Genomic DNA, 19,912 nt, shown 5'->3' with positions numbered 1-19,912 from the left:
GATCCCACAACTCCTCCGGCGACGTCACACCCCCCGGGTACTTGCAGGCCATGGCCACGATCGCCACCGGGTCACCGGTGTCGACCGTCGCGGGGCGGGGGCGTGGGGCTGCGGGCAGGGGCGCGGGCGCCGAGGCGCCGGCCAGGCGGTGCACCAGGTGGGCGGCGAGGGCCTGGGGGGTGGGGTGGTCGAAGACGAGGGTGGCGGGCAGCCGCAGGTCGCAGGCGGCGGAGAGCCGGTTGCGCAGTTCCACCGCGGTCAGCGAGTCGAAGCCCAGATCCTTGAAGGCGAGGTCGACGCCCACCTGGCCCGCCGAACCGTGACCGAGGACGGCCGCGACGTACTCGCGTACGACGTCGGTGAGGAGGTTGAGGCGGCCGTCCGCGTCGAGGCCTGCCAGGCGGGCGGCCAGTGCGCCGCCGGCGAGGCCCCCGGAGGCCACGCGACGGCGCGTGGCGGGCGCGGTGAGCGCGCGCAGCAGGGGGGACAGGCCGTCGGTCAGGGCGCGCGGGTCGAGGTCGGCCGCGACCACGTACGCGTGGTCGCGGGCGCGGGCGGCGTCGAGGAGGGCCAGGCCGCCCTCGTCGGTCAGGGCGGTGAACCCGGTGCGTTTGATGCGTGCCAGGTCCGTCCGGCTCAGCTCGCCGGTCATGCCGCTGGTCGCCTGCCACAGGCCCCAGGCGATCGAGAGGCCCGCGAGTCCCCGGGCGCGGCGGTGCTGGACGAGCGCGTCGCAGTAGGCGTTCGCCGCGGCGTAGTTGGCCTGCCCCGGGCTGCCGAGCGAGGCGGCGGCCGAGGAGAACACCATGAAGAGGCCGAGGGGGAGGTCCCTGGTCGCCTCGTGCAGGTGGCGTGCGGCGGTCGCCTTCGCCGCCCACACCCGTGCCAGGCTTTCTGGGGTCTGGGCGGTGATCACCGCGTCGTCCAGGACACCGGCGGCGTGGATCACACCGGTCAGCGGGTGCGCCGGGTCGACCGAGGCAAGGAGTCCGGCGACCGCTCCGGCGTCGCTGACGTCGGCGGCCGCGATCGACACGTCGGCGCCCAACTCGGTGAGGCGGGTGTGGAGTTCCTCGCCGCCCGGTGCCTGGGCGCCGTTCCGGCCGGCGAGCAGCAGGTGGCGTACGCCCCACTCCCGTACGAGGTGTTCCGCCACCAGGCGGCCGAGTGCGCCGGTGCCGCCGGTGATGAGGACCGTGCCGTCGGGGTCGAGCCCTGCTGCCTCTCCTGCCCCGTGAGGTCCTCGGGGTCCTTCGGACGCGTCGGGTTCTCCGTCCGGTTGTGCCGGCGCCCGGACGAGCCGGGGCACGCGGATGTCGTCGCCGCGCAGGGCCAGTTGGGGTTCGTCGGGGCGGGCCGCCGCCATGGCCGCGGCGAGTGTGTCGTCCGGGCCGAGGTCGACGAGCGTGAAGCGGCCGGGGTTCTCCGACTGGGCGCTGCGGACCAGGCCCCAGACGGCCGCCGCCGCCACGTCCACGTCGCCGTGTCCCTGACCGCGCCCCTCGCCGTCGTCGAAGGCCACCGCGCCCCGCGTCACCAGCACGAGGCGGGATTCGGTCAGGGGCGAGGCGAGCCAGGTCTGTACGAGGCCGAGGACGCGGGTGGCGAGGGCCAGGCCGTCGTCACCGGGGGCGGGCTCGACGGGGGCGGGCTCGACGGGGGCGGCCACCATCGGCGGCACCGGAGCGCCGGCCTCGACGGACGCCAGGAGCTCCGCGAGGCCGGCGGCACCCGTGGCGTCCGCGCCGAGGGTCACCCAGCCGTCGTCGCCGGTGGCCGCCGACGGGCCGGCCGTGTCCGCGCGGGCGTCCCGCTCCGGGTCGGCCGGTGCGACCCACTCCAGGTCGAACAGTCCGTGCCGGTCGCGGGCGGCGGCCGCGGCGAGCCGGCCGGTGTCGGTCGGGCGGGAGCGCAGGTCGCGGACGGTGAGCACCGGGGCGCCCACGGCGTCGGCCACGGTGATCCGCAGGCCCTGCTCGACGCTCTCGCCGAGCGGGGTGAGGCGCACCCGGACCGTCGTGGCCCGTACGGCGTGCAGCGCCACGTCGTTCCATGCGAACGGCAGCCACACCTGGGCGGTTTCGGAGGGCGGCAGCAGCAGGGCGGCGGGCTGCAGGACCGCGTCGAGGAGGGCCGGGTGGATACCGAAGCCGTCCGGGTCGCCGGCTTCCTTGGGCAGGGTCACCTCGGCCAGGACGTCGTCGCCGTGGCGCCACAGTGCCCGCACTCCACGGAACGCGGGACCGTAGCCGTATCCGGTCCGGTCGGCTCGCGTGTAGAGGTCGTCGGGGTCCGCCGGTTCGGCTCCGGCGGGGGGCCAGGCGCCGTCCAGTGCCTCGGCCGCGTCGTCCGTCGGCTCGGGGCCGAGTACGCCGGTCGCGTGGCAGGTCCAGGTCTGGGCCGGGGCGAAGGCGTCGTCGTCATCGGGGCGGGAGAACACCTGGACGTCGCGCCGGCCGCGCGCGTCGGCCGGGTCCACGACGACCTGGATGCGCAGGCCTCCGGAGTCGGGCAGGACGAGCGGTGTCTGCAGCGTCAGTTCCTCCAGGGCGGGGCAGCCCGCCTCGTCGGCGGCCCGCAGCACCCACTCCACCTGGGCGGCGCCGGGCACGAGGGCGTGGCCCGCGACGACGTGGTCGTCGAGCCATGAGGCCGACTGCCGCGACACCCGGCCGGTCAGCAGGTGCACGTCACCGCCGGCGAGGCCCACGGAGGCGCCCAGGAGCGGGTGTCCCGACGCGGCGAGACCGAGTCCGGCGGGGTCGCCGGCCCGCCCGCTGGTGGGAGCGATCCAGAACTGCCGGCGCTGGAAGGCGTAGGTGGGCAGGTCGACGGTGCGGGGGGCGGGGCCGGTGGGGAACCAGCGCCGCCAGTCGACGTCGGCGCCCGCCACGAACGCCTGGGCTGCGGCGTGGGCGACCTGTGTGGCGTCTCCGTGGTCGCGGCGCAGGGTGGGGACCACCGTGGCGGGCACGTCCGCCCGTTCGATGATCCCCTCCATCGCCAGGGTGAGGACGGGGTGCGGGCTGGCCTCGATGAACAGCCGGTAGCCGTCCGCGAGGAGAGCGTCGATCGTGTCCGCGAAACGGACCTGCCGGCGCACGTTGGTCACCCAGTACGCGGAGTCCAGGGCCGTCGTGTCGGCGATGTGCCCGGCGGTGACGGTGGAGTAGAACGCGACGTCGGAGGTCGTGGGGCGGATGCCGGCGAGGCCTTCGGTGAGCTGGTCCATGATGGCGTCCAGCTGCGGTCCGTGGCCCGCGACGTCCGAGCCGACGGCGCGGGCGCGCAGTCCCCGCTCCCGCGCGTCGGCGACGACGGCGGCGATGCCGTCGGGGGAGCCCGAGATGACGGTGGAGGACGGCCCGTTGACGGCGGCGACGACCACGCCCGGGTGGCCGTCGATCAGCTCGGCGGCCTGCTCCTGGTCCATCCCCAGGGAGGCCATGGCCCCCTGCCCGGACAGTTGCCGCAGCAGGATGCTGCGTACGGCCACGAGCCGCGCCGCCTCCTGCAGGGTGATGGCGCCCACGACGCACGCGGCGGCTATCTCGCCCTGCGAGTGCCCGACGACCGCCGCGGGCTCGATGCCCTGGTCGGCCCAGACGGCGGCGAGCCCGACCATCACGGCCCACAGCACCGGCTGGATGACGTCGATGCGGGACAGTTCGTTCCCGTCCCCGCGCAGGACGTCGGTCAGGGACCAGTCGACGTGCGGGGACAGCGCCTGTTCGCACTCCGCGATCCGGGCCGCGAACACGGCGGACTCGTCGAGGAGCCTGGCGCCCATGCCCACCCACTGGGAGCCCTGGCCGGGGAACACCATGACGGGGCCGGGGCCCGGGACGCCGACCGCTCCGGTCACCACGTCCGGCGAGGCCTCGCCCGCCGCCAGCGAGCGCAGTCCGTCGAGGAGCGTCCCGCTGTCGCTCCCCACGACCACGGCGCGGTTCTCGAAGACCGACCGTGTCGTGGTCAGCGACCACCCCACCTCCGCGGGTGAGCCCGGCCGCGGCTCGGCGCCCATGTGCTCGGCCAGCTGTGCGGCCTGGGCCCGCAGTGCCTGTTCGCCCCGGCCCGAGAGGATCCACGGCACCACCCCGCCCGCGACCGGCTCCCGCCGCTCCTCCGGCTGCGGCTGCGGGTCCCGCCGTCCCTCCGGCTCCGACCCCGACTGCGGCTGCGGCTGCGGCTGCGGCTGCGGCGACGCGGGCTCGGTGACCTGCTGGGGGGACTCCGGTACGGGCGCCTCCTCCAGGATCACGTGGGCGTTCGTCCCCGACATGCCGAAGGCGGACACACCGGCGCGGCGCGGGCGTTCGCCGCGCGTCCACGGGACCGGTTCGGTCAGCAGCTTGACGGAGCCCTCGGACCAGTCGACGTGCGGGGTGGGCTCGTCGACGTACAGGGTGGCGGGCAGCAGTTCACGCTGGAGCGCCATCACCATCTTGATGACGCCCGCGACGCCCGCGGCGCCCTGCGGGTGGCCGATGTTCGACTTGACCGAGCCGAGCCACAGCGGCCGGTCCTCGTCCCGGTCGCGGCCGTAGGTGGCGAGCAGGGCGCCCGCCTCGATCGGGTCGCCGAGCCTGGTTCCGGTGCCGTGCGCCTCGACCGCGTCGACCTCGGCGGCGCCCAGGCCCGCGTTGGCGAGGGCGGCGCGGATGACGCGTTCCTGGGAGGGGCCGTTGGGGGCGGTGAGGCCGTTGCTCGCGCCGTCCTGGTTCACGGCGGAGCCGCGGATCACGGCGAGGACCTCATGGCCGTTGCGGCGGGCGTCGGAGAGACGCTCCAGGAGGATCAGGCCGGCGCCCTCGGAGAAACCCGTACCGTCGGCCGAGGCCGCGAACGCCTTGGAGCGTCCGTCGGGGGACAGCGCGCCCTGGCGGGAGAACTCGGTGAACGCGCCGGGCGTCGACATGATCGTCACGCCGCCGGCCATGGCCAGGTCGCACTCGCCCTGCCGCAGCGCCTGCGTGGCCAGGTGCATCGCCACCAGCGAGGAGGAGCACGCCGTGTCGACGCTCACCGACGGGCCTTCCAGACCGAGGGTGAAGGAGATACGGCCGGACAGGACGCTCAGCGCGTTGCCGGTGAGGAGGTGGCCCTCCACCGCCTTGTCGGGCTGCGCGCCGCCGAATCCGAGCACGCCCGCGCCGACGTAGACGCCGGTGGGGGTCAGCTTCAGCGTGGCCGGGTCGATGCCGGCCCGCTCCAGGAGCTGCCAGGCCGTCTCCATCATGACGCGCTGCTGGGGGTCCATGGCGAGCGCCTCGCGCGGGCTGATCCCGAAGAACGAGGCGTCGAAGTCGGGGGCGTCGTACAGGAAACCGCCGCGGCGCACATAGCTGGTGCCGGGGTGCTCGGGGTCCGGGTGGTAGAGGCTCTCCAGGTCCCAGCCCCGGTTGGCCGGGAAGTCCCCGATGGCGTCACCGCCCCGGGCGACCAGGTCCCACAGTGCCTCGGGCGTCCGGGTGTCGCCGGGGAAGCGGCACGCCATGGAGACGATGGCGATCGGCTCCTGGGAACGCTCCTCCACCTCGCGCAGCCGCCGCCGGGCCTGGCCGAGGTCCACCGTGACCCGCTTCAGATACTGACGAAGCTTTTCTTCAGTACTCGACATCGAACGTCACTTCTCCATCAGTGAAGGGCACCGGGCGAACGGAACAGGCGGACGGCGGGCGGACCACGGGCGGACCACGGGCAGACGGCGGACGGCGGACGGATGACTGGCAGCGCCGCACGGCGGGCGGCGGGTGGCGGGTGGCGGGTGAGGAGTGGCGGGGGCTCACAGCTCCCGGTCGATGAACGCGAACATCTCGTCGTCCGAGACGTCGTCGAACGCGTCCAGGTCCGCCGGGCCCGCCGTGGCACCGCCGGCGGCGCCGTTGAGCTTCGACAGCAGGGCGTTGAGGCGTCGGGTGACCCGGCCGCGCGCGTCCTCGTCCAGGGCGAGGGCGTCCAGGGAGGACTCGATCCTGCCGAGTTCGCTGAGCACCGGGTCCGCCGCGTCCTTGAGGGGCGGAGGGGCGCCGTCGGGCGACAGGCGCTCCAGGAGGTGGTCGACGAGCGTGGCGGACTCCGGATAGTCGAAGACGAGGGCCGCGGGCAGCTTCAGACCGGTGGCCGCCGCCAGGCGGTTGCGCAGTTCCACGGCGGTCAGGGAGTCGAAGCCGAGCTCCTTGAACGACGTGTCCGGGCGGACGGCGTCGTGGCCGGCGTGCCCGAGGACGCTCGCGACGTTGCCCCGGACGAGGTCCAGGAGCAGGCGGCGCCGTTCGGCGGCCGGCAGCCCGGCGAGCCGGGCGGCGAGACCTTCCGCCGAGGCGGCGGTGCCCGCGTCCGCCGTCCGCCGTTCACCCCGGCCGGCCGGCGTCCCGGTGGCCGGGCCGCGCAGCAGGGCGGGCCGGGACGCGGCGGGCTGTGCGGCGACCACGCGCGCGTCGAGGTCGACCGCGACCAGGCACGGGCTGCCGTGGGCGCGTGCGGCGTCGAGCAGGGCCAGACCTCCTTCGGTGGTCAGCGGGGTGAAGCCGGTGCGCTTCATGCGCGCCAGGTCCGTCTCGCCCAGGTGCCCGGTCATACCGCTCGCGGTCTGCCACAGGCCCCAGCCGATCGAGAGGCCCGCGAGTCCCTCGGCGCGGCGTTGCCGGACGAGGGCGTCGCAATAGGCGTTCGCCGCCGCGTAGTTCGCCTGCCCCGGGCTGCCGAGGGTGGCCGCCCCCGAGGAGAACACCACGAACAGGCCGAGCCTCATGTCCCGGGTCGCCTCGTGCAGATGGCGCGCGGCGGTGGCCTTCGGCGCCCACACCCGGGCCAGGCTGCCGGGGGTCTGCGCGGTGACCACGGCGTCGTCCAGCACACCGGCCGCGTGGATCACGCCGGTCAGCGGGTGCGCCGGATCCGTCGCGCCGACGAGCTCGGCGACCGCGTCCGGGTCGCTGACATCGACAGCGGCGAAGGTGACCCGCGCGCCCCACTCGGCCAGGCGGGCGGCGAGTTCGGCGCTGCCGGGTGCTTCGGCGCCGCGCCTGCCGGCCAGCAGCAGGTGCCGTACGCCCCACGTCCCGACCAGGTGCTCGGCCACCGCGGCGGCGAGGACTCCGGTGCCGCCCGTGATCAGGACCGTGCCGTCCGGGTCGAGCGCGGGCGGGATCTCGAGGACCAGTTTGCCGGTGTGCCTGGCCTGGCTCATGAACCGGAACGCCTCACGCGCCCTGCCCAGCGGCCAGGCCTTGACGGGCAGCGGGGCCAGGACCCCGGAGGCGAACAGCTCGCCCATCTCCGCCAGCATTTCCCCGATCCGGTCGGGACCCGCGTGCGGCACCAGGTCGAACGCCCGGTACCACGCGCCCGCGTGGTCGGCCGCGACCTGGTCGGGGTCCCGCTTGTCGGTCTTGCCCATGTCGACCATGCGCCCGCCCTCGGCGAGCAGCCGCAGCGAGGCGTCGGTGAAGTCTCCGGCCAGGCTGTTGAGTACGACGTCCATGCCCCGTCCGCCCGTCGCCCGCCGCAGGACCTCCTCGAAACCGAGGTCGCGGGAGGAGGCGCGGTGGGCGGCGTCGATGCCCATGCCGTCGAGCACACCGTGCTTGGCGGGGCTCGCGGTGGCGTACACCTCGGCGCCGAGGTGGCGGGCGATCTGGGTGGCGGCCATGCCCACGCCGCCGGTTCCGGCGTGGATGAGCAGCGATTCGCCCGCCCGCAGCCGTCCCAGGTCCACCAGCCCGTACCAGGCCGTCAGGAACACCACGGGCACGGCCGCGGCCTCCCGCAGGCTCCAGCCCTCCGGTACCGGGACGACCATCCGGGCGTCCGCGACGGCCAGCGGGGCGAACGCGCCCTCGAACAGGCCCATCACCCGGTCGCCGACCGCCAGATGTGGGACGCCGGGACCGACCTCCGTCACATGGCCGGCGCCCTCACTCCCCGCGAACGTGCCCTTGTCGGGGTACATGCCCAGCGCGATCAGCACGTCGCGGAAGTTCATGCCCGCCGCCCGCACCGCGATCCGCACCTGGCCGGGCTCCAGCGGCGCGAGCGCCTCCGGGGCGTCGATCACCGACAGGTTCTCCAGAGTCGCCGTCCCCGAAGTCCCGAGACGCCAGACGGGCGTGCCGACCGGCGGGACGAGTTCCTCGGGAGCACCCGCGGGCGTCAGACGCGGCACGAGCAACGCCCCGTCGCGCAAAGCGAGTTGAGGTTCGTCGGACTCCTCCACGGCCCGGCGCACGAGTACTTGCGGCAGCCTGCCGACCTCCGTCGCGAGGGCGCCGGTGCCCACGTCCCCATCGACGTCCGCATCCGCATCTACGTCTGCGTCCACGTCCACGTCCACGTCTACGTCGAGCAGGGCGAAGCGGCCCGGGTTCTCCGACTGGGCGCTGCGGACCAGGCCCCATACGGCTGCCGCGGACGGGTCCACGACACCACGGCCGTCGCCCTCGCCCTCCCCCTCGCTGTCGATGACCACGGCTCCCCGGGTCACCACCAGGAGACGGGACTCCGCGAACTCCGGCGCTGCCAGGAACTCCTGCACCAGCGACAGCACCCGCTCCGCGACGGGCAGACCGTCGTCGTCGGCAGTGGTCCCGACGGGGGCGAGCACCGCCCACGGCACCTCACCACCCGCTGACGCCTCACCGCCCGCCGGCACCACATCGCGGAGACCGGCTCCCGCCGTGAGCGCGACCCAGCCGCCACCGTCCGAGGACGCGGAGGACGAGGCCGACGGTGGTGTCCATTGCGACCACCGCACGGTGTAGAGCCCGTCGACGCCGCCACGGGCTGCTGCCGCAAGGTGGCCGGGGTCGGCCGCCCGCAGGGTCAGCGACTCCACCCCCAGGACGGGTGCGCCGGTGCCGTCGGCGATCACGACCCGCAGGTCCTGCTCGGCGGACTCCCCCCGCGGTGTGAGCCGGACACGGACACGCGTCGCCCGGTCCGCGCTGAGCGACACCCCGTTCCAGGCGAAGGGCAGCCACATCTGCCCCTCGCCCGGCCCGTCGAGCAGCATCAACGGATGCAGGACGGCGTCCAGCAGCGCCGGGTGGATCCCGAAGCCCTCGTACGCGCCGGCCTGCTCGGGCAGCTCCACCTCGGCCAGCAACTCGGTCCCGTGCCGCCACAGTGCCCGCAGCCCCTGGAAGGCGGGACCGTACGCGTATCCGGCCTGGGCGGCCCGCACGTAGAAGTCCGCCAGGTCCACCGCCTCGGCACCGGCCGGGGGCCACTGCCCGCGCAGCTCGCCCGCCGCCGGGGCGGGTCCGGGGCTCACGGTCCCTGTGGCGTGGCACAGCCATACGGCGCCGTCCGCCCGGTCGGGCCGCGAGTACACCCGTACGTCCCTTCGCCCCAGCTCGTCCGCCGCGTCCACGGCCACCTGCACCTGAAGACCACCGGACTCCGGCAGCACCAGCGGTGCCTGCAGCATCAGTTCCTCCACCGTGCCGCAGCCCGCCTCGTCGGCCGCCCGCAGCACCCACTCCACCAGCGCCGCACCCGGCACCAGCACCGTCCCCGCGACCACGTGCTCGGCCAGCCAGGAGGGGGCCTTCCGGGAGAGCCGCCCGGTGAGCAGGTACGAGTCGGCCTCGGCCAGCTCGACGCAGGCACCGAGCAACGGATGACCGGCAGACGCGACGCCGAGGTCGGCGGCGTCCCCGGCGAGCCCGGCGGGCTCCTCCAGCCAGTAGTGCCGGTGCTGGAAGGCGTAGGTGGGCAGGTCGACGGCACGAGGGGCGGGCTCGGCGGGGAACCAGCGCCGCCAGTCCACCTCGGCACCCGCCACGAACGCCTGCGCGGCGGCACGGGCGAGCTGCGTGGCGTCACCGTGGTCGCGGCGCAGGGTCGGAACCACCGTGGCGGACACGTCCGCCCGCTCGATGGTCTCCTCCATGCCGAGGGTGAGGACGGGATGCGGACTGGCCTCGATGAACAGGCGATAGCCGTCGGCGAGAAGAGCGTCGATCGTGTCGGCGAAACGCACCGGCTGCCGCAGATTCGTCACCCAGTAACCGGTGTCCAGCATCGTCGTGTCCGTCAGCCGCTCGGCGGTGACCGTCGAATAGAACGCCACGTCGGTGGCGTGCGGCTGGATGTCGGCGAGACGCTCGGTGAGCAGGTCGTGCAGCTGATCGATCTGCGGGCCGTGGGAGGCGTATCCCACGTCGATGACCCGGGCCCTGAGCCCGCGTGCCTCCGCCTCGGCGACCACGGCGGCCACATGCTCCGGCGGGCCGGAGATGACCGTCGAGGAGGGTCCGTTGACGGCGGCGACGCACACGCCGGGCCGGTCCCCGACCAGCTCGGCGGCCTGTTCCGCGCTCGTGCTGAGGGAGGCCATGTCGCCCTGCCCCATCAGCCGCCGCAACGCCTCACTGCGCACGGCCACGATGCGCGCCGCGTCCTCCAGCGACAGGGCGCCCGCGACGCATGCGGCGGCCATCTCGCCCTGCGAGTGCCCCACCACGGCGGCCGGGGTGATGCCGAAGTCCGCCCACACCGCCGCCAGCGAGACCATGACCGCCCACAGCACCGGCTGCACGACCTCGACCCGGGACAGCTCACTGCCGTCCCCACGCAGCACCTCCGCCAACGACCAGTCCACATACGCCGACAACGCCCGCTCACACTCGGCCATCCGGGCCGCGAACACCGGCGACTCCTCCAGCAGCCGGGCGCCCATGCCCACCCACTGCGAGCCCTGCCCCGGGAACACCAGCACCGGACCCGCACCGGCGGACGTCGCGGCGCCGGACACCACGTCCGGCGACAGCTCACCGGCCGCCAGCGCCTCCAGTCCGGCGGTGAGCGTCTCCCGGTCCCGGCCCACGACCACCGCACGGTGCTCGAACACCGACCGCGTCGTGGCCAGCGACCAGCCGACGTCGGCCGACGGGGCATCCGCACCCCGGTCGCCCGCCACGTACTCACCCAGCCGCCGCGCCTGCTCCCGCAGCGCGTCGTCCGTCCGCCCGGAGACCACCCACGGCACCACCCCACCCGGCGCGAGTTCGGGCCCGGGAGCGGGCGTTTCCTGGTGGTCCTCCGGCGGCGCCTCCTCCAGGATCAGGTGCGCGTTCGTCCCCGAGATACCGAAGGACGAGACGCCTGCGCGGCGGGGGCGTTCGCTGCGCGTCCAGGGGACGGGGTCGGTCAGCAGGCGCACTCCGCCGTCGTCCCACTGGACGTGCGGGGTCGGCTCGTCGACGTGCAGGGTGGCGGGGAGCTGCTCGTGGCGCAGGGCCATCACCATCTTGATGACGCCCGCCACACCCGCGGCGGCCTGCGTGTGACCGATGTTCGACTTGACCGAACCGAGCCACAACGGCCGTTCCGGCGAGCGCCCCTGCCCGTACGTGGCGAGCAGGGCCTGCGCCTCGATGGGATCGCCGAGCGTGGTACCGGTGCCGTGCGCCTCCACCACGTCGACGTCCTCGGGGGCGCGGCCCGCGCCGGCCAGGGCGGCGCGGATGACGCGCTCCTGCGAGGGGCCGTTGGGGGCGGTCATCCCGTTGCTCGCGCCGTCCTGGTTCACGGCCGAGCCGCGCAGCAGGGCGAGGACCCTGTGGCCGTTGCGGCGTGCGTCGGAGAGGCGTTCCAGGACGACGAGTCCGGCGCCCTCGCCCCAGCCGGTGCCGTCGGCGGTGGCGGCGAACGGCTTGCAGCGGCCGTCGGGTGCCAGGCCGCGCTGGCGTGAGAACTCCACGAAGGTGTTCGGGGTGGCCATCACGGTCACGCCGCCCGCGAGGGCGAGGTCGCACTCGCCCTGCCGCAGCGCCTGCGAGGCCAGGTGCATCGCGACCAGCGAGGAGGAGCACGCGGTGTCCACCGTGATGGCGGGGCCCTCCAGGCCGAAGGTGTACGCGACCCGGCCGGATGCCACGCTCGGTGTGCTGCCGGTCATGATGCGTCCCTCGTACCCTTCGGGCTTGCGGGCGAGGAAGCGTGAGCCGTAGTCGTCGTACATGATCCCGGTGATGACGCCGCACGGGGTGCCGCGCAGGGTGGCCGGGTCGATGCCCGCGTGTTCGAAGGCCTGCCAGGCGGTTTCGAGGAGGAGCCGCTGCTGCGGGTCGGTGGCGGCGGCCTCGCGGGGGCTGATGCCGAAGAAACCGGCGTCGAAGTGGGCGGCGTCGTAGAGGAAGCCGCCTTCCCGGGTGTAGCTGTGGCCGATCCGGTCGGGGTCGGGATGGAACAGGCCGGCCGTGTCCCAGCCGCGGTCCTCGGGGAAGGGGCCGATGGCGTCCGTGCCGGTGGCGACGAGCTGCCACAGCTGCTCGGGGGAGGTCACGCCGCCGGGGTAGCGGCAGGCCATGCCGACGATGGCGACGGGGTCGTCGTCGGTGGACGTCGTGCGCGCCGGCGGTACGGGCGCCGCCGGAGAGGTGTGCTCGTCGGTGTCGGGCAGGTGACCGCGCAGGTGGCGGACGAGGGCGCCGGGGCTGGGGTGGTCGAAGACGAGGGTGGCGGGCAGGCGGATGCCGGTGGCCGTGGAGAGGCGGTTGCGCAGTTCCAGGGCGGTGAGCGAGTCGAAGCCCAGCTCCTGGAAGGCGCGTCCGAGTTCGATGGAGCCGGGTGAGGGGTGGGCCAGGACGGTCGCGATCTGCTCGCGGACGAGTTCGTTCAGGGCGCGGTCCCGGTCGGCGGCGGACAGCCGGGCCAGGCGGGCGCTCCACGTGGTGGCAGTGGGGTCTTCGGTGGCGGCCGCGGTGGGGCGGGGGGCGCGTACCAGGCCGCGCAGGGCGGGCGGCAGGGTGCGGGCGGCGGCCAGGGCGCGCAGCACCGCACGGTCGAAGCGGGTGGCGACGACGGTGGGGTGCGGGGCTGTCAGGGCCGTGTCGAACAGGGTCAGGGCCTGCGCGTCGGTCAGGCCTGCCACTCCGGTGCGGTGGATGCGGGCGCGGTCGGTGTCGCCGAGCCGGGCGGCCATGCCTCCGGACGCGGATTCCCACAGGCCCCAGGCCAGGGAGGTGGCGGGGAGGCCGTGGGCGCGGCGGTGTCCGGCGAGGGCGTTGAGGAAGGTGTTGGCGGCGGCGTAGGTGGCCTGGCCGCCGTTGCCGAGGACGGAGGCGCCGGAGGAGAAGAGGACGAACGCCGCCAGGTCCATGTCGCGGGTGAGTTCGTGGAGCCGCCAGGCGGCGTCGGCCTTCGGCGCCAGGACGGCGTCGAGCCGGTCGGGGGTGGTCGCCGTGACGAGGCTGTCGTCGATGACGCCCGCGGTGTGGACGACGGCGGTCAGCGGATGCGCCGCGGGGACGGCGGACAGCAGTGCGGCGGGCGTGCCCGGGTCGGTGAGGTCGCAGGCCACGACGCGGACGTCGGCTCCTGCGGCCGCGAGGTCGGCGCGCAGTTCGGCGACGCCTTCGGCGGTTTCGCCACGGCGGCTCGCGAGGAGCAGGTGGCGGGCGCCGTGCGCGGTGACCAGGTGGCGGGCGACGGCCTGGCCGAGGCCGCCGGTGCCGCCGGTGATCAGGACGGTGCCCTCGGGGGCGAGGCGCGGCGCGGCGGCATCGTCCGGGGGCGGGGTGACGGCGAGGCGCGGCACGAGTGCGGTGCCCGCGCGCAGGGCGAGTTCCGTCTCGGCGTGGGTGGTCGCGGCGGCCAGGGCGGCGGGCAGGGCGTGGCGTGACGCGGCGTGCTGGTCGATGTCCACGAGGAGGATGCGGTCGGGCTGTTCCGCCTGGGCGGCGCGGATGAGGCCCCAGACGGGCGCGGTGGCCAGGTCGGCGGGGGCGTCGCCGGGGGCGGCGGTGACGGCGCCGGTGGTGAGGACGACGAGCCGGGCCGCGGAGAAGGTGTCCGTGGTGAGCCAGTCTTGCACCAGCCGCAGGGCGTGCCGGGCGTGGGCCCGTACCTGTGCGGGGACGTCGTCGGTGCCGCCGTGGCCGGGGAAGGGGGCGAGGACGATGGCCGGGACCGGTTCGCCGTGGGCGACGGCGGCGGTGAGGGCGGCGAGGTCCGGGTGGTGGGCGGCGGGCCCGAGGTCCGCGTGGTCACCGGTGTGGCTGCCCGTGCCGTCGGCTCCGAGGACGGCCCAGGCGGCGGGCGGGTCCTCCGTACGGGGGTTCGGCGCGGCGTCGGTCAGCGGCAGTGGCTGCCAGTCCAGGTGGTGGGGCGGGGTCGTCGTCGCGGGGCGGGCGGAGCGCCAGCGGTCGGCGGGTATCAGTCGCAGTTGGAGGGTGTCGACGGTGGCCACGGGGGCGCCGTCGGGGTCGTCCAGGGTCAGCCGCAGCCGGTCCTCGCCGCGGGGGCTGAGACGGACCCGCAGCCGGGTCGCGCCGGTGGCGTGGTGGCGTATGTCGCTGAAGGAGAACGGCAGCCGTACGGGGGCGGATTCGCCCTCGTCACGGTGGTGGTAGAGCTCGTCGACGGTGTGCAGGGCGGCGTCGAGCAGGGCCGGGTGGAGGGCGAACGCTTCGGCGTCGGCGCGCTGTTCGTCGGCGAGGCGGACGTCGGCGTACAGGTCGTCGCCGTGTCGCCAGGCGGCGTGGACGGCGCGGAAGGCGGGGCCGTAGCGGTAGCCCTGTGCGTCGAGCCGGTCGTACAGGGCGTCGACGTCGAGAGCGGTGGCGCCGGCGGGCGGCCAGGGCGCGGCGGCGGCGCCGGGCGGGGCGGCGGCGAGGTCTGCGTCTGGGCCCGGGGCGAGGATGCCGGTGGCGTGCCGGCGCCAGCCGTGGCGGAGGGCGCCGTCGTCCTGTCCCCCGCCCTCGTCGTCGCTTTCGTCGCCGGGGCGGGCGTGGACGGTGAGGGTGCGGCGGCCCGTCGCGTCGGGGGCGGAGAGGGCGAGTTGTACGCGGACGGCGCCGCTGCCGCTGTCGTCGAGGAGGAGCGGCGTCTCCAGCGTGAGGTCGTCGATGGTGGCGCTGCCGACGTGGCGCCCGGCGAGCAGGGCGAGTTCGACGAAGGCGGTGGCGGGCAGCGGCACCCCGCCCGCGACGGTGTGGTCGGCGAGCCAGGGGTGTGTACGCAGGGAGAGGCGGCCCGCGAGGAGGAGGCCGCCGTCGGCCTGCCGGATGACGGCGGGCAGGAGCGGGTGGCCGGTCTCGTGGAGGTCGGCGGCGCGGGCGGGCGCGGCGGCGTCGGGGGTGGCGCGCCAGTAGCGGCGGCGCTGGAACCGGTAGGTGGGCAGCGGCAGCAGGGCCGTGTCGGCCGGGAAGAGGGAGGTGAGGTCGGCGGGGTGTCCGTCGGTGTGGAGGGCGGCGACGGCGCTCAGCAGGGTGTGGGCCTCGTCGTGTCCGGCGCGCAGCGCGGCGGCGGTGACCGGCCCGGTGTCCCGGTCGTCGCCCGACGGGTGCTGGAGACAGTCCTGGACCATGGTGGTGAGGACGGGGTCGGGGCCCAGCTCCAGGTAGCGCACCACGGTGTGGGCGTCGAGGGTGCGCAGTGCGTCGTGGAAGCGCACCGGCCTGCGGACGTGCCGCACCCAGTACTCGGGGTCGGTCAGCAGGTCCGCTTCGGCGAGGCGGCCGGTGAGGTTGGAGACGACGGGCAGCGTGGGCGGGTGGAAGGTCAGCGTGCGGGTGACGGCCCGGAAGTCGTCGAGCATCGGCTCGACGAGCGGCGAGTGGAAGGCGTGGCTGACGTTGAGGCGCTTGGTCTTGTGCCCGCGCCCGCGCAGGGTCTGTTCGACGTCGGTGACGGCGGCGGCCTCTCCGGACACGACGACGGCGGTGGGGCCGTTGACGGCCGCGAGCGAAAGCCGCTCCTCCCGCCCGTGGAGCAGCGGCAGCACCTCGTCCTCGGCGGCCTGGACGGCGAGCATGGCGCCGCCGTCCTGCAGGGCCTGCATGAGGCGTCCTCGGGCGGCGACGAGTGTGCAGGCGTCCGGCAGGGTGAGCACACCGGCCGCGTGTGCGGCGGCGATCTCGCCCACGGAGTGCCCGGTCACGTGGCTGGGGGTGATGCCGAAGGAGGTGACCAGGCGGTACTGGGCGACTCCGAGGGCGAACAGGGCGGCCTGGGCCATGCCGGTCCCGTTCAGCGCGGCCGCCTGCGCGGTGTCGGCGCCGGCGAACAGGACGGGCCGCAGGGGCTGTTCGAGCAGCGGGTCCAGGTGGCCGCAGATGTCGTCCAGGGCGTCGGCGAACACGTCGAAGGCCGCGTACAACCCGGCGCCCGTGCCGGGCCGTTGGCTGCCCTGGCCGGTGAACAGGAAGGCGGTGCCGCCGGGCCTGGCCGGGCCGGGCGCGCGGGTGAGGGCGGGATGGGGGCGGCCCGCCGCGAGGGCGGCCAGGGCTTGGGTGCGCTCCTGGTGGCCGACGCCGAGGACGACCGCGCGGTGCTCGAACAGGGTACGGCGCAGGAGGGTGCCGCCGACGTCGGCGGCGGAGCTGTCCGGGTGGGCGGTGACGTGGCCGGACAGCGCGTCGGCCTGGGCGCGCAGCGCGGCGGGGGTGCGGGCGGACAGCACCCAGGGCACCGGGTGCCGTTCGGGCCGGCGGCTCCGGGTGCTGACGCGCACCACGGGCCGCGCTCCCGCCCCGACGGCCGTTTCCCGGCCGAGCCCCGCGCCGGCTTCTTCTCCGCCGGGCCCGGCTTCGGTGGGCTTGTCGGCCTCGGACGGGGGTGCCTCCTCCAGGATGAGGTGGGCGTTGGTGCCGGAGATGCCGAAGGAGGAGATGCCGGCCCGGCGGGTGCGGTCTCCCTGCGGCCAGGCGACGGGTTCGGCGAGCAGGCGTACCGCGCCCGACTCCCAGTCGGCGTGCGGGGTGGGCTCGTCGGCGTGGAGCGTGGCGGGCAGTGTCCGGTGCCGGAGCGCCTGAATCATCTTGATCAGGCCGGCGGCGCCCGCCGCGCCCTGGGTGTGGCCGATGTTGGACTTCACCGAGCCGAGCCACAGCGGCCGGTCCTCGTGCCGTTCCTGACCGTAGGTGGCGAGGAGCGCGTCGGCCTCGATGGGGTCGCCGAGTCGGGTGCCGGTGCCGTGCGCCTCGACGGCGTCGACCTCCGCGGGCGACAGGCGGGCGGCGGCGAGGGCTGCGCGGATGACGCGCTGCTGGGCGGGGCCGTTGGGGGCGGTCAGTCCGTTGCTGGCGCCGTCCTGGTTGACGGCCGAGCCCCGGATCACGGCGAGCACGCGGTGCCCGGCCCGGCGGGCGTCGGAGAGGCGTTCCAGTACGAGGAGTCCGGCGCCCTCGGAGAAGGCGGTGCCGTCCGCCGAGGCCGAGAAGGGCTTGCACCGGCCGTCGGCGGCCAGGCCGCGCTGGCGGGAGAATTCCGTGAAGACGTACGGGGTGGTCATCACGGTGACGCCGCCCGCGAGCGCCAGGTCGCACTCGCGTCGGCGCAGCGCGTGCGCCGCCAGGTGCACGGCGACGAGCGACGAGGAGCAGGCGGTGTCGATCGTCACCGCGGGCCCTTCGAGGCCGAAGGTGTAGGCGAGCCGGCCCGACAGGACGCTCGGGGCGTTGCCCGTGACGAGGTGGCCCTCGGCGGCGGCGTCGATGTGCGGGGTGCCGAAGCCGGGCAGGGCCGCGCCCGCGTACACGCCGGTACGGCTGCCGCGCAGGGAGTGCGGGTCGATGCCCGCGCGTTCCAGGGCCTCCCAGGCGCACTCCAGGAGGAGGCGCTGCTGCGGGTCGAGGACGGCGGCCTCGCGCGGGCTGATGCCGAAGAACTCCGGGTCGAACTCGTCGACGTCGTGGAGGAATCCGCCCTCGCGGGCGTAGCTCGTCCCGGGGTGGTCGGGGTCGGGGTGGAAGAGCCGTTCCAGGTCCCAGCCCCGGTTGTCGGGGAAGGCGCCCAGGGCGTGGCGGCCCTCGGAGACCAGGTCCCACAGGTCTTCGGGGGTGCGGACGCCGCCGGGGTAGCGGCAGGCCGTCTCCACCACGGCCACGGGCTCCTGGTCGCGTTCCTCCGCCTCGCGCAGCCGCTGCCGGGTGGCGTGCAGGTCCGCGGAGACGCGCTTGAGGTAGTCGACCAGTTTCTCTTCGCTCACCATGTGCGCTTCAGGCCCTCTCGTTTGCATCGTCCCGGCTCGCGGGGTCCGGTACGCGCGTCTGCGGCTCAGAGGCCGGGTTGATCCGAACGACGGGACCTGGCTCCTCGCCCGTGATCGCGGGACGGGCGGTCGGCATGCTGCTCACACCCCGAGTTCGTTGTCGATGAAGTCCAGTACTTGCTCGGCGGTGGCCGTCTCCAGCCGGTCCACCGCGTCGTCGCCGTCCGCCGTGGCTTCCGTGGTTCCGGTGAAGCGGTCGAGCAGTGCCTCCAGGCGGGCCGCGACGGCCGCCCGGTCCAGGCCCTGCGCGACGGCGGCCAGGGCGTGCTCGACCCGGGCGACTTCCCGCAGGACCTGGGCGGTCACGTCGCCGGCCGTGGCCCGCGCCCCGTCGGGGGTGAGCCGTTCGGCGAGGTGGGCGGCGAGCACGTGGGCCTGCGGGTAGTCGAAGACCAGGGCGGCGGGCAGCTTCAGGCCGGTCGCGGCGGCGAGCCGGTTGCGCAGTTCCACGGCGGTCAGCGAGTCGAAGCCGAGATCCTTGAACGGGGTGTCCGTCTGCACGGCGTCCGGGTCGGCGTGCCCGAGCACTCCGGCGGCGTGGCTGCGCACCAGCGCGGTGAGGAGGTCCACGCGTTCCTCCGCGCCGAGGGCGGCGAGCCTGTCGGGCCAGTCCGCCGCTCCGCCGGCCGCGGCGGCGGTGGGCCGGGCGGCGGTGGGTGACCCCGCTGCCGCGAGGGAGCGCAGCACGGCGGGGACGGCGGCGTCGGACGCGGCGGGGACACGGGCGTCCAGGTCCAGGGCGAGCAGGTCGGGGCGTCCGTGGGCGCGCGCCGCATCCAGCAGGGCACAGCCGCGGGCCGCACTGGTCGGCTTGATGCCGTACCGGTCGATGCGGGCCCGGTCGGCCGCGGACAGGGTGCCCGTCAGACCGCTGGTGGCCTCCCACAGTCCCCATGCCACGGACAGCCCCGGGAGGCCCTCCGCTCGGCGCCGCGCGGCCAGCGCGTCGCACGAGGCGTTGGCGGCCGAGTAGTTGGCCTGGCCGGGGGTGCCCAGGGTGGAGGCGAAGGAGGAGAACATCACGAACAGTCCGAGCCTCGTCCCCCTCGTCGCCTCGTGCAGCCGGTGCGCGGCAGCCGCCTTGGCCGACCACACGCGGGCGAGGCTCTCGGGGCTCTGGGAGCCGATCAGCGCGTTGTCGAGGACACCGGCCGCGTGCACGACGCCGGTCAGCGGATGGGCCGGGTCGATACCGGCGATCAGCTCGGCGACCGTCCCGGGCTCGCTCAGGTCGGCCGCCACGAAGGTGGCCTCGGCGCCCAGCTCCGCCAGGCGGGCGGCGAGTTCCTCTGCCCCGTCGGCGGCGGCACCACTGCGGCTGACGAGGAGCAGACGCGCGGCTTCGCCCGTGCGGGCCAGGTGTTCGGCCACGGCGGCGCCGATGGTGCCGGTGCCGCCGGTGACGAGGACGGTGCCGTCGGGGTCGAGCGGCGCGGGTACGTCGAGCACCAGCTTGCCTGTGTGCTTCGCCCGGCTCATGAACCGGAACGCCTCCCGCGCCCGCCCCAGGGGCCGGGCGGCGACGGGCAGCGGCACCAGGTCCCCGCCGGCGAAGAGCTCACCGAGCCGGTCGAGCATCCGCCCGAGCCGCCCGGGCCCGGCGTCGGCGACCAGGTCGAAGGACTCGTACGCCACCCCGGGATGCTCCAGCGCGACCGGCTCGGGTTCGCGAAGATCGGTCTTGCCCATCTCCACAAACCGCCCGCCCTCCCCCAGCAGCCGCAGGGAGGCGTCGATGAACTCGCCCGTAAGGCTGTTCAGTACGACGTCCACGCCCCGTCCACCCGTGGCCCGCCGGATCTCGTCCTCGAAGGCGAGGTCCCGCGAAGAGGCACGGTGCGCCGCGTCGACGCCCATCTCCTCCAGCACACCGTGCTTGGCCGGGCTCGCGGTGGCGAACACCTCCGC

3 protein-coding genes are annotated in these 19,912 nt (G+C 75.2%); all 3 read right to left on the bottom strand.

The features are described 5' to 3' along the window. A partial coding sequence (locus ABZ354_RS28035) for a type I polyketide synthase (RefSeq protein WP_358661418.1) occupies positions 1-5,623 on the bottom strand: 5,623 nt, incomplete at its 3' end. Between the two features lie 165 nt (positions 5,624-5,788). Continuing rightward, complete coding sequence (locus ABZ354_RS28030) at positions 5,789-17,944, bottom strand: SDR family NAD(P)-dependent oxidoreductase (protein WP_358661416.1); 12,156 nt, start codon at positions 17,942-17,944, stop codon at positions 5,789-5,791. 141 nt (positions 17,945-18,085) lie between these two features. After that, positions 18,086-19,912 (bottom strand): SDR family NAD(P)-dependent oxidoreductase (locus tag ABZ354_RS28025; protein ID WP_358661414.1); only part of this gene is annotated, 1,827 nt, incomplete at its 5' end.

This window comes from Streptomyces sp. NPDC005925 (assembly GCF_040638805.1).
Taxonomy (GTDB): Bacteria; Actinomycetota; Actinomycetes; order Streptomycetales; family Streptomycetaceae; genus Streptomyces.
The sequence above is the reverse complement of the archived record's forward strand: the minus strand, read 5'-3'. Positions and strand labels throughout refer to the sequence as shown.

What these genes read in the sequence shown, in the direction of transcription:
- ABZ354_RS28030 (WP_358661416.1), bottom strand. Translation starts at nt 17,944, where the DNA reads ATGGTGAGCGAAGAGAAACTGGTCGACTACCTCAAGCGCGTCTCCGCG.